Below are 12,330 nucleotides of genomic sequence, written 5' to 3' on the forward strand. Positions count from 1 at the left end.
CATGTCTGCTGCCGCCGACGGCTTCCGCATGCCCGCCGAGTGGGCCCCGCACGAGCTCACCTGGATGGCGTGGCCGGGCCCGAATCCGACCTTCGACGACCCCGAGGGCCTCGCCGCCGCGCGCGTCGCCTGGGCCTCGGTCGCCCGCGCGGTGCGCCGCTTCGAGCCGGTGACGGTGGTGTGCGGCCCCGGACAGTCGGTCGAGGCGCGCGCTCTGCTCGGGCACGGCATCGACACGGTCGAGCGGGACCTCGACGACGCCTGGATGCGCGACATCGGGCCTACGTTCCTCACCAGCGATGCCGGTGAACTCGCCGCCGTGGACTGGACGTTCAACGGCTGGGGTGCCCAGGCGTGGGCGCGCTGGGAGCACGACGCGAAGATCGCCGAGTACGTCTCCGACCTCGCGGGCTCGGCGAAGACGTACACCTCGGAACTCGTCAACGAAGGCGGTGCCATCCACGTCGACGGCGAGGGCACGGTCCTGCTGACGGAGACGGTCCAGCTCGGGCCGGAACGCAATCCGCACTGGACCCGCGAGCAGGTGGAGGCCGAAATCCACGCCCATCTCGGCACTCGCAAGGCGATCTGGCTGCCGCGCGGCCTCACCGGCGACTACGACGGCTTCGGCACGCTCGGCCATGTGGACATCGTCGCCGCGTTCGCCCGGCCCGGTGTGGTCGTGGCCCATGTGCAGCCGGACCCGGCCCACCCCGACCACGAGGTGACACAGGAGGTCGTCGGCCTGTTGAAGGCGCAGACCGACGCGCGCGGCCGCCGCCTGGAAGTCGTCGAGGTACCCGCCCCGACCGTCCTGGAGACCGACGGCCACTGGGCCGACTACTCCTACATCAACCACTATCTCTGCAACGGCGGCGTCGTCCTGTGCGGCTTCGACAACCCCCGGGACGAGACCGCGGCCGACATCTTCCGCCGGCTGTTCCCGCAGCGGACGGTGACACTGGTGGACGCGCGGCCGATCTTCGCGGGCGGCGGCGGCATCCACTGCATTACTCAGCAGCAGCCGAAGGTCGTGGTCAGGTAGAACGTACGGGTGAACGTACTGCTGCTCTGCACGGCCTGCGGCCATCCCCTCACCGAACCGCTGCGCCGGCTGTCCGAGCTGCCGGAGCGCCCCTATTTCGACGGGCTGCCGGGCCCGGACGGCTCCCGGCACGCCCCGCCGACGGTGCCGCGCGGCACGTACGCCGTGGATCCGGAGCCGTCCGGGGCGCCTTTCGTGCCGCATCCGGATCCCGAGTGGGAGGGAGCGGCGATCCCAGGGCTGTCCATGTCGGACCCCGACGGCGACGGGTGCCTGATGTCCGCCGGGCCGCGCGACACCCTGGTGACACACCCGGAGGACACCGACGGGCGGCTGTCCCGCAACCCCGAGTTGTCGGAGGCCGGCTGCTGCGGGGTAGCTGGCCAGGACGGGCCCAACCAGGTGTGCGGCAGCTGCGGCGCGGTGGTCGCGACCCTGTTCAGCGACTGCTACGTCCCGTACGAGATCCACTTCCTGCCCGACGCCGTACGGGCTGAGGCCGCCGAGTGACCACCCGCCGGCGCACCCCCGCCCCGCCCCGCGAGGACGTACTCGCCGCCGCCATGGACATGATCGCCGAGCGCGGTCTGGAGAAGCTCACGATGGCGGCGCTCGGCCGCGAGGTCGGGATGAGCAGCGGCCATCTCCTCTACTACTTCCACTCCAAGGACGAGCTGCTGCTGCAGACCCTGGAGTGGAGCGAGGGCCGGCTCGGCGCCGAGCGCGGCCGGCTGCTGACCCGCACCACGTCCGCCCGTGAGCGGCTTGACGCGTACGTCGACCTGTACGTGCCCGACGGCCACCGGGACCCGCACTGGACGCTGTGGCTGGAGGTCTGGAACCGCTCGCAGAACGCCGACGACGCGGCCCGCGACCGCCAGGCAGCGATCGAGGGCGCCTGGCACCGCGACCTGGTGGCACTGCTGGCGGAGGGGGTGTCGAGGGGCGAGTTCCGGCCGGTCGACCCGGACCGTTTCGCCGCCCGGCTGCGGGCGTTGCTCGACGGGTTCTCCGTGCATGTGGCGATCGGGCTGCGGGGCACGGACCGGGTCCAAGTCCTGCGCCACGTACGGGAGTTCCTGGACGACGGCCTCCTCGCGGACTCCTGAGTCCACTTCCGGGTTTCTACGCAGCACTTCACGCAACGTCAGGACTCTCGAGCGCGCACGGGAGCGCGTACACCCCCGACTCGCTCGATTCCATCGTCCCCACACTTGAATCGAGCACGCAGGTCCGGCATCGTGCTTGAAACAAGCGCAACGTCTGCCGTTCACGCAGGAGGGAGAGGTGCTGCATGGACGACATCGACCGGGCCATCCTGCGGGAGCTGCAGGTCGACGGCCGGATCCCGTACGCCGATCTGGGACCGAAGGTGGGGTTGTCACCCTCGGCCGCGCGGCTCCGGCTACAGCGGCTGATCGACACCAAGGCGGTCCAGGTCGTCGGAGTGACCGACCCGATGACGATGGGCCGGCAGACGATGGCACTCCTGGGCTTGCGCACCGACGGCGATTCCCGGGCGGTCGCCGATGAACTGTCCCGGCACGACGAGGTCGTGTACACGGTCCTGACGGCCGGCGCCTTCGACCTGTTCGCGGAGGTGGTGTGCCCTCAGCCCCGGGATCTTCTGGACTTCATCAACGACGTCGTGCGGCCCGTCGAGGGTGTCGCATCCGTGGAGAGCTTCCCCTACTTCGCGATCCACACGCACCGCTTCTTGTGGCACGTCGACTGAGGCATCCGAGCGTCGGAGCGTCCGAGCCCTGTTCGCCCGCACCAGCCCCCTGTTGCCCGCACCAGCCGAGGAACCCGCATGCTGCCCGACGAGCACCGCACGATCGACTTCTTCACCGAGGACGCCCTTCCCGCACCCCGCATGACGCCGACCGAGGCTGAGCTCATCGCTGCCGAACATCTCGGCATCACCGCTCGCGCGCAGGCGCTGGGCAGCCAGCAGGACGCCAACTTCCTGCTGCACTCCGTTGACGGGACACCCGCGGCGATTCTGAAGATCGCCAACCCCGCCTTCGGCACGGTGGAGATCGACGCCCAGGACGCGGCGGCCGACCTGATCGCCTCGGCCCGCCCGGAACTGCGTATCGCCACGGTCGTGCGCAGCCCTGACGGCTCCCCGCGGCGCACGACGGTGGACACCGAGGACGGTCCGGCCGTCGCGCGCCTGCTGCGCTACCTGCCCGGCGGCACGCTCTCGGGACCACGGCACCTGTCCGCCGGCAGCGTGGCGGGCATGGGCACGCTCGTCGCAAAGGTCAGCACCGCCCTGCGCGATTTCCGGCACCCGGGCCTCGACCGCGTACTCCAGTGGGACCCGCAGCACGCCGATCGCGTCGTCGCCAAGCTCGCCGGGCACATCGACGAACCCGACCGGCGCACCGCCGTCCTGGCCGCGACCGCCGAGGCCTGGGCGTATGTCCAGAAGCTCGCCGCCACACTGCCGTCGCAGGCCGTGCACCTGGACCTCACCGACGACAATCTGATCCGCCGTCCCGACAGCCGTCCGCCCATGCCGGACGGGGTCATCGACTTCGGTGACGTGACCACGAGCTGGGCGGTCGGCGAACTCGCCGTGTCACTGTCCTCGATGCTCCACCACGACGGTGTCGAGCCTCACCACGTGCTGCCGGCCGTCCGCGCCTTCCACGCCGTTCGGCCGCTCTCCGCCGAGGAAGCCGAGGCGGTGTGGCCGATCGTGGTCCTGCGCGCCGCCGTCCTGGTGGCCAGCGGGCGGCAGCAGGCCGCCGTCGACGAGGACAACGTCTACGCCAAGGCCGCCCTCGACCGCGAATGGCGCATATTCGAACAGGCCACCTGGCTGCCCCTCCCGGTGATGACCCGCCTCATCAGGGACGCGACCGGCATGGCCGACATGCTTGCTCAGACCGCTCAGACCGCCCGGACCGCTCAGACCGCCCGGACCGCCCGGACCGCCCGGACCGCCCGGACCGCCCGGACCGCCCGGACCGCGCAGGCCGATGCGCCGGTGCGCCCTCTCCTGCGGGACCTCGCCGCCGACGACATCACCCTCCTCGACCTGTCCACCGACGCCGATTCCATGGACCACGGAGCCTGGCTGGACGCCGGCACCGAGTCCCGGCTGGTGGCCTCCGCGCTCGCGGACGGAGCGGCCGCCGTCGCGACCCGGTACGCCCATGCGCGACTCACTCGGACACCGGCGCTGTCGGCGGTGTCCACCGCCACGGTGCCCACCGGGATCGACCTCTGGCTCGGCCGGGATGCCGTGGTGCAGGCGCCCGCCGCGGGGAAGGTCCTCGCCGCAGCGCCGGGCCACGTGGAACTCACCTACGGCGCGCAGACGCTGACGCTGTCCTTCCCCCGCGCGGTCCAGCCCCGGGTCACCACCGGCGCGACGGTGCAGGCGGGCGAGGACATCACCCACCTCGGCTCCGGTGCCTCGGTCCACGTCGCCTTGCGCGACGCCGACGGCCCCGCTGTCCCGCGCCTGGTCCGTCCCGAGTACGCCGCCGGCTGGCTCGCGCTCACCGCCGACCCCGCCCCGCTCCTCGGCATCCCGGCCGACTCCGACCGTACGCGCGAGAGGGACCTGCTCGACCGGCGGGACGCCGCGTTCGCCACCGTGCAGGAGCACTACTACGCCAATCCTCCGCGTATCGAACGTGGTTGGCGCCACCATCTGCTGTCCACCGACGGCCGGTCGTACCTCGACATCGTCAACAACGTCACCCCACTCGGCCACGCCCACCCCCGCGTCGAGCAAGCGGTCTCCCGGCAGTTGCGGCGGCTCAACACCAACTCGCGCTTCCACTACGCCTCCGTGGTGGAGTTCACCGAGCGCCTGGCCGCCCTCCTCCCCGAACCTCTCGACACGGTGTTCCTCGTCAACTCCGGTTCGGAAGCGGTGGATCTGGGCCTTCGCCTGGCCATCGGGGCCTCTGGCCGGCAGGACGTCGTCGCGCTGCGCGAGGCGTACCACGGCTGGACGTACGCCTCCGACGCGGTCTCCACCTCGCTCCAGGACAACCCGAACGCCCTGGCCACCCGCCCGAGTTGGGTGCACACCGTGGACTCGCCCAACTCCTACCGCGGCCGCCACCGCGGGCCGGACGCCGTGCGCTACGCACCCGAGGCCGTCGCGGTGATCGACGAACTGGCCGCGGCCGGCCGCCCGCCGGGAGCGTTCATCGGCGAGACCTTCTACGGCAACGCCGGAGGAGTCGCCCTTCCCGACGGCTATCTCGCCCAGGTGTACGCGGCGGTACGGCGTCACGGCGGCCTGGCCGTCGCCGACGAGGTCCAGGTCGGATACGGCCGCCTGGGACACTGGTTCTGGGGCTTCGAGCAGCAGCAGGTCGTCCCCGACATCGTCTGTGTCGCCAAGGCCATGGGCAACGGACACCCCCTCGGCGCCGTCATCACGTCGAAGGCGGTCGCGGACCGGTACCGCGACCAGGGCTACTTCTTCTCCTCCACCGGCGGCAGCCCCGTCTCCAGCATCGTGGGCCTCACCGTCCTGGACGCCCTGCGCGACGAAGACCTCCAGGGCAACGCGGCGCGCGTCGGCGGCCGCCTGAAAAGCCGGCTCGAGGCACTGGCCGAGCGCTACGGCATCATCGGCGCCGTCCACGGCTCGGGCCTCTACCTCGGCCTCGAACTCGTACGGGACCACGTCGGCCTGGAACCCGCCACAGAAGAAACCGCCGAACTCTGCGACCGCATGCTCGACCTCGGCGTGATCGTCCAGCCCACCGGCGACCACCTCAACATCCTCAAGATCAAGCCACCGCTGTGCATCGACACCACCGCAGCCGACTTCTTCGCCGACACGCTCGACCTGGCCCTCACCCAACTCGGCCACTCCCGCTGACGCCGCACCACGGCGCAGGTCACTCGACCTGCACTCACTAGCGGAGTGTGCGGAGCGTGCCGATGATGTCGTCGGCACGGGTGTCCGGGTTGACGAAGGCCATGCGCAGCACCGTTGCGCCGTTCCACTGCGTCGGCACGCACAGCATGGCGCCCGTTTCGGCGGTACGGGCGGACCATGACGCGTAGTCCTGCGGGCCCCAGCCAGGGCGTTCGAAGAGGACGACGGACAGCTCGGGCTCGATCGCCAGGCGTAGATGGTCACTGACGCGTATGGCGTCGGCGACCAGTCGGCTGGTGGTCAGCGTCTGCTCCACGGCACGCGCGTACCGCTCGGTTCCGTGGACGGCCAGGCTGAACCAGAGCGGCAGACCGCGGGCGCGGCGACTGAGGTGGAGGGCCAGGTCCGACGGATTGTGGACGTCGCGGTCGATGGCGTCGAGATAGTGCGCCGACTGACTGTGCGCGGCGCGTGCCGCCGCGGGGTCCCGGTAGAGCAGTGCGCAGCAGTCGTACGGGGCGAAGAGCCACTTGTGGGGATCGACGATGAAGCTGTCGGCCCGTTCGATGCCGGAGTAGAGGTGCCGCACACTGGGTGCCGCCAGGCCCGCTCCGCCGTAGGCGCCGTCGATGTGCAGCCACACCTGGTGGCGTTCGCACGCGTCGGCGATGTCATCGAGGTCGTCGATGAGACCGGCATTGGTGGTCCCGGCGGTCGCCGCCACGGCGAACACGCCGCTCGTGGAGTTCAGGACCGCGTTCACGGCGGCGCCGGTGAGGTGTCCCCGCTGGTCCACGGGTGCGGTGACGACTTCGATGTCCATCGCCTGTGCCGCGGACCTGATCGAGGAGTGGGCGCTGTCGGCACACACGATCTTCCAGCCGTCCGTCGGCCGGGGCCGGGACGCGGCGGCAGCGGCGCGGGCCGTGATGAGAGCCGAGAGGTTGCCCATGGTGCCGCCGCTGACGAAGCATCCCGCTGCGGTGCCGGGCCATCCGAGCAACTGGGTGAGCCAGGCCAGCGCCTCGTTCTCGGCGTGAATGGCGCCGGCTCCCGCCTCCCAGAGGCCCGCGAAGATGTTCGCCGCGCCGGTGACCGCGTCGAAGGCGAGTGCGGCACGGGTGGGGGCCGCGGGGATGTACGCGAGGTTCGTCGGTCCGTTCTGGGCGCGGGTCGCAGGTGCCAGGACTCGGTCGAAGAGTTCGAGGGCCGCGGCGCCGCCGATTCCCCAGGGGGTGATGGCCGTACGGGCCGCGAGGGCGAGGTCGGCGGCGGGGCGGGCGCCGGTCACCGGATCCGGAGCCTGCGTGATGCGCCGCCGCGCGTAGTCGAGGGCGGCCGCCACGATCTCGTCCTCGTCACCCCATACCCGGCGGTCCACACGGGCGGCGCTGGTCGTTGACGTGTTGTCGCATTGCGCTTTTTGCATGGCATGAACCTAGGAAGGTGTATCGGAATGCGCAATATGCGGCAGGGATTATGAGCAGAATGCTCAATGTGGCACGTTCGCGCTGTGCCATACTGAGCACCATGCGAAACGTCGACGCCCTCGACGCCAAGATCCTCCTGGCGCTCGACGCGGACCCACGAGCCACGACGGTTGCCCTGGCCGAGCGGCTCGGTCTGGCCCGCAACACCGTGCAGGCGCGTCTGAAGCGACTGGAAGAAGGCGGTCAACTCAGGGAGCACAGCCGGCGCGTGGCACCCGAGGCTCTCGGCTATCCGCTGCTGGCACTCATCACGATGTCGATCAGCCAGCGCGTGGGGCAGTCCACCCGCGACGCGATCCTGCGCATTCCCGAGGTGGTCGAGTTGCTCGTCACCACCGGCGACGGCGACCTGCTCGCCCGCGTGGTCGCCCGCGACACCGAAGACCTGCACCGCATCACGAACCTGCTGCTGGAAGCCCCTGGGGTCGTCCGGTCCAACACCACCATCGTCCTGCTCGAGGTGCAGCCCTTCGGCGTCCGGTCCCTACTGGAACGACACGCCGGCCCCTGACACCGAGCGGGTGACTCGAGCTGCATAGAGGTCCCGACCTCTGGAGCGGACGGGACTCGCCGGCACCGACCCCGCACAATGGTGACTCACAGTCGGGACGAGGAGGTGCCCGATGACCGAGGAATACGGGACCGAGGAGTACGGGACCGAGGAGTACGGGACCGAGGAGTACGGGACCGAGGCGGACCTGCGGGAGATCGAGCGCGTGGCCGACGCCTGGGCCGCGGCGGTCGTCGCCGACGACGCCGACGCGATGGCGGAGTTCATGGCGGAGGAGTGGTGCATGGTCGCGCCGACCGGCATCGACGGCCGGGACAAGCTGCTGTCGCTGGTGCGCTCCGGCACACTCTCGCATTCGGCGATGGAGCGCGTGGGCCCGGCCAGGGTGCGGGTCTACGGCGACACGGCGGTCTGGTCGGCGCGCGTGACGAACACGGCGCACTACGGCGGCGAGCGGTACAACGCCGATGAGTGGACGACCGACGTGTACGTTCGCCGCCGCGGGCGCTGGGTCTGCGTGCTGACCCAGACGACGCCGGCCGGTTCGGAGTGATCCAGCGGTAGGCCCGCGCTGGGCGCCGCGAACCCTTGGCTTCGAGCCGGACGCGCCCAACGTCCGTACCGTGGCGCGGCGTTCGTGAGCCACACTCGATCTATGAGGCAACACAATCTCTTCGGTGCCGCACTTCGGGCGCGGCGTGAAAGTACCGACCCTGCCGCGGTTGCCCTCACCGCAGAGGGCCGACGTCGTACTCGCGGGCTGCGCAGAGAGGAGCTTGCCGACCTGGCCGGCGTCTCGGCGGACTACATCAGACGGCTCGAGCAGGGCTGGAGCCACCCGTCGGCCGGTGTCGTGAACTCCCTCGCCCGGGCGTTACGCGTGGACCGGGCCGAGTACGAGCATTTCTGTGCGCTGGCGGGGCACGCCCCCGCTGACGGACCGGTCCCTCGTGACATAGGTCCGGGCGCGCGACGGCTGCTCGAGCGCCTTGACGGCACGCCGGTGTGTGTCTGTGATGCGACGTGGACGGTGGTCGCCTGGAACAGCGCATGGGAGGCGCTGGCGTGCGGGGAGCAGATGTCACACAGCTGGGATCGGAACCTCGCGTGGCGCGCCTTCAATCCGGAGTCCGGTCGCGTCCGCAGGTCTGCCGATCAGGCGGCCAGGTTCGAGGCGATGCTGGCGGCGGAGCTTCGGACCGCGTCACTGCGCTACCCCGCGGACGACACCCTCGCCGCCCTGATCGATGAGTTGCGGAGTACGAGTCGGTCGTTCTCCACCTTGTGGAGCAGGGCGGGGGCCGTTGCCCACCAGGATGACCAGTCCGTACTCAGTCACCCCGAGGTGGGTGATATCGCCCTGGACTGCGACCTGTTGACGGTTCGTGACAGCGATCTGCGGGCCATGGTCTTCACTGCTCAGCCGGGTTCCGAGGACGCCGGCCGGCTCAGGGAGCTCGTCGGAGGTGCGGGGCGCGGGCCCACTTCGATGGTGGGACAGTTTGGCCCAGGCTAGGCCCGGGGACCCGTTGCCATCCTTGATCGACAAGGTGGGCCGGTCGGCGCCAAGTTGCGAGCCGGAGTCGAGCCGGCCGCCGGCAGTGTCGTAAACCCCATTGATGGAGACGGTGAACTCGGTGAGCGGTACGGAAATCCTGCAGCGCATGGAAAAGGCGATGAACGCGCACGACCTGGACGAATTCGTCGACTGCTTCACCGAGGACTTCGTCTCGGAGCTTCCGCTCCATCCCGAGCGGAATTTCGTCGGTCGCGAGATCGTCCGGAGGAACTGGGGCGGACTCTTCGCGCACGTTCCGGACCTCGTGGGGACCGTCCTGCAGTCCGTCGAGGACGGTGACAAGATCTGGAGCGAGTGGGAGATTCGCGGAAATACACAGGCCGGGATGCCGTACCTGGCGCGTGGTGCGGCCATCCATGGCCTCCGCGACGGGCGGCTGGCGTCGGTGCGGTTCTATCTGGACACCGTCGAGGAGGCCGCTGAGGCGGCTGGGTAGCCTCGCCGGGCAGAGCAGTGCAGGCACCTCCGCTGGTGATCATGTGGTTGTCGAGACCCATGAGAACCGAGCGACGTGCCTGCGCCGTTTCTGATCCTTGTGGCTGATTCGTGCGGCCACGAAGTCGGGCTCGCGTGTCAGGGGGCGGACCGGGCGCTGCCCGGGCTGGCTTCCTCGCGCTCGGTTTCTCCTTTTTGGGGACAAAGTATGGACGGTCTCAACTCTCCTTCGTACGCTGGGCGTCGCTTTCGTACGGCGGACCCGCGTGCATCACCGCGGAACCCCGCCGTGCCACCCGTACGTGCACGAACTCCACTCCGCGGACGCCGGTCACCCCCGGCGCATCGCCTCACAGCGCCCAGCAGGAGGAAGAGTGACGCCACGCAAGTCTTCGAGGGCCCGCCGCAACCGCCGTAGAGCACGAAGAACCGCCGGGTTACTTCTCACCGCCCTCTTCACCGCAGGCCTCGTGGCGCCCGCCGCCGGCGCGGACGACAAGCCGTTCGCGGATCTGCCGCCCCAGGAACCCGGCCTCACCCTCCGCGTCTTCGACATCCAGTCCCCGCTGAGTGAACTCTGCGACCTCAAGCCCGCCCAGACGCCCAACGTCGACAAACTGATCCCCACCGTCGACTGGTCCTCCACCGAGGGCTTCGGTTTCACCGACAACTTCGTGTCGCAGATCATCGGCAACATCAATGTTCCCGCTGACGGTACGTACACCTTCCGCCTGATCAGCGACGACGGCTCCCGCCTCTTCATCGGCGACCAGAAGGTCATCGACCACGACGGACTGCACGGCGCCGAGCCCAAGGACGGCGAGATCACCCTCACGCCCGGTTACCACGCCCTGCACATCGACCATTTCGACCGCGGTGGCGAACAGCAGGTCACCCTCCAGTGGAAGCCGCCGGGCGCCGACGACTTCACCCTCGTCCCGAACTCCGTTCTCAGCACCGACGCCGACGTCGTCCGCGTCACCGCCCCCGGCCGCAAGGAGTGCGAGGGCACTTACGACACCCCGGGCGACGGCCTCCCGCTGACCGCGGTCAACCCCGCCTACGACCTCACCGATCTGCGCCCCGAGGGCTTCGAACCACAGGTCTCCGCGATGGACTGGATGCCGGGCGGCCGGCTCGCCGTGACCACGTGGGGCGGCAGCGACGAGACGCGGGGAGAGGTGTACGTCCTCGACAACGTCACGGGTGACACCGGTCCGGAGAAGGTCACGTACAAGAAGATCGCCGACGGCCGGAAGGAGCCGATGGGGATCAAGTACGTCGACGGAAAGCTGTACGTCTCGGAGAAGCACCAGCTGACCGAGCTGTCCGACACCAAGGGCGACAACACCGCGGGCGAGATCCGGAAGGTCGCCGAGTGGCCGTACGGAGGGAACTTCCACGAGTTCGCCTTCGGACTGCTCTACGAGGACGGGCACTTCTACCTGAACCTGTCCGTCGCCATCAACTACGGCGGCGCGACGACCGATCCGCAGCCCGCCCCGAACCGCGGCACCACCATCAAGGTGAACAAGAAGACGGGGAAGGTCAGTTACCTGGCCGGCGGCCTGCGCACACCGAACGGAATCGGACGCGGTCCGGGGGGCGAGCTCTTCGTCACCGACAACCAGGGAGGCTGGCTGCCCTCCTCCAAGCTGCTGCACATCAAACCCGGCCGGTTCTTCAACCACCACACCAACCCGGACGGCCCGTTCGACGACCGCACGGTCACCAAGCCGGTGCTCTGGCTGCCGCAGAACGAGATAGCCAACTCACCCAGCACACCCATGCTGTTGAAGAAGGGGCCCTTCACCGGGCAGATGCTCTTCGGCGATGTCGCCTATGGCGGAATCCAGCGCGCCGACCTGGAGAAGGTGGACGGCGAATACCAGGGCGCGGTGTTCCGGCACACACAGGGCCTGGAGGCCGGCGTCACCCCCAGCCTCCCCTCCACCGGCGCCTGGAACCGCTGGTCCACCAGCACCGAGCGGCTCGACCTCCGCAAAGGCCGCAACACCATCACGTACACCTACCGGCCCGAGGACACCGGCCACGTCAACCTCGACATGATCGACGTACGCAGACCCGGCAGCCGTATCGACCTGTTCTCCGGCGGCAGCCTCGCCACCGCCTGGCAGCACACCGACGGCCGAAGCGCCGAATGGCCGCACACCGCCGAGGACTCCATCGAGGTGTGCTGCGGCGACCTCCGCACCAAACGGTCCTTCGGCGACTTCAGACTGCACGCCGAATTCCGGGTGCCGAAGCTGCCGGACGACGTCACCGGGCAGGACCGCGGCAACAGCGGCATCTATCTTTGATCTTGGCCGGTGCTCCGCCCTTCAGGGCGGGGGTGAAGGCCATCTCGGAACTGCTCTGACCCGCACCGTTCGCACGGGTCCGCAG

General features: G+C 69.8%; 10 protein-coding genes and 1 pseudogene. 10 read left to right on the plus strand and 1 reads right to left on the minus strand.

The window, feature by feature from the left end:
- Window position 1: 1 nt before the first annotated feature.
- The 5 genes from OHT21_RS32550 (at window position 2) to OHT21_RS32570 (ending at window position 5,909) form a co-directional block, all read left to right on the plus strand.
- Entirely contained in the window at window positions 2-1,045 is a 1,044-nt protein-coding gene (locus OHT21_RS32550) for an agmatine deiminase family protein (RefSeq protein WP_328771837.1), read from the plus strand.
- 9 nt (window positions 1,046-1,054) lie between these two features.
- A complete protein-coding gene (locus OHT21_RS32555; protein ID WP_328771838.1) occupies window positions 1,055-1,555 on the plus strand; it encodes a hypothetical protein in 501 nt (166 codons plus the stop codon).
- Between the two features lie 53 nt (window positions 1,556-1,608).
- Window positions 1,609-2,154, plus strand: a complete 546-nt coding sequence (locus tag OHT21_RS32560; protein WP_328774306.1) for a TetR/AcrR family transcriptional regulator — start codon at window positions 1,609-1,611, stop codon at window positions 2,152-2,154.
- Window positions 2,155-2,339: 185 nt separating this feature from the next.
- Window positions 2,340-2,780, plus strand: coding sequence for an Lrp/AsnC family transcriptional regulator (locus tag OHT21_RS32565; RefSeq protein ID WP_328771839.1), 441 nt, complete (start codon window positions 2,340-2,342; stop codon window positions 2,778-2,780).
- Window positions 2,781-2,858: 78 nt separating this feature from the next.
- Window positions 2,859-5,909: an aminotransferase gene (locus OHT21_RS32570; protein ID WP_328771840.1), complete on the plus strand. Its 3,051-nt coding sequence runs from the start codon at window positions 2,859-2,861 to the stop codon at window positions 5,907-5,909.
- Between the two features lie 37 nt (window positions 5,910-5,946).
- Here OHT21_RS32570 and OHT21_RS32575 read toward each other — a convergent pair whose 3' ends face one another.
- Window positions 5,947-7,338 (minus strand): pyridoxal phosphate-dependent decarboxylase family protein, encoded by a 1,392-nt coding sequence (locus OHT21_RS32575; protein ID WP_328771841.1) that lies wholly within the window; start codon window positions 7,336-7,338, stop codon window positions 5,947-5,949.
- A gap of 101 nt (window positions 7,339-7,439) precedes the next feature.
- Here OHT21_RS32575 and OHT21_RS32580 point away from each other — a divergent pair, with 101 nt between their 5' ends.
- The 5 genes and pseudogenes from OHT21_RS32580 to OHT21_RS32600 form a co-directional block, all read left to right on the plus strand.
- Window positions 7,440-7,910, plus strand: coding sequence for an Lrp/AsnC family transcriptional regulator (locus OHT21_RS32580; protein ID WP_328771842.1), 471 nt, complete (start codon window positions 7,440-7,442; stop codon window positions 7,908-7,910).
- Window positions 7,911-8,022: 112 nt separating this feature from the next.
- Window positions 8,023-8,463, plus strand: coding sequence for a nuclear transport factor 2 family protein (locus OHT21_RS32585; RefSeq protein WP_328771843.1), 441 nt, complete (start codon window positions 8,023-8,025; stop codon window positions 8,461-8,463).
- A 102-nt stretch (window positions 8,464-8,565) separates the two neighbouring features.
- Window positions 8,566-9,426: a helix-turn-helix transcriptional regulator gene (locus OHT21_RS32590; RefSeq protein WP_328771844.1), complete on the plus strand. Its 861-nt coding sequence runs from the start codon at window positions 8,566-8,568 to the stop codon at window positions 9,424-9,426.
- 103 nt (window positions 9,427-9,529) lie between these two features.
- Window positions 9,530-9,925 carry a nuclear transport factor 2 family protein gene (locus tag OHT21_RS32595; protein ID WP_328771845.1) on the plus strand — a complete coding sequence of 132 codons (396 nt, stop codon included), beginning with the start codon at window positions 9,530-9,532 and terminating at the stop codon, window positions 9,923-9,925.
- Window positions 9,926-10,298: 373 nt separating this feature from the next.
- A pseudogene (locus OHT21_RS32600) lies at window positions 10,299-12,242 on the plus strand (PA14 domain-containing protein); the annotation flags it as partial.
- Between the last annotated feature and the right edge of the window lie 88 nt (window positions 12,243-12,330).

The organism is Streptomyces sp. NBC_00286 (genome assembly GCF_036173125.1).
In the GTDB taxonomy this organism is placed as follows: Bacteria; Actinomycetota; Actinomycetes; order Streptomycetales; family Streptomycetaceae; genus Streptomyces.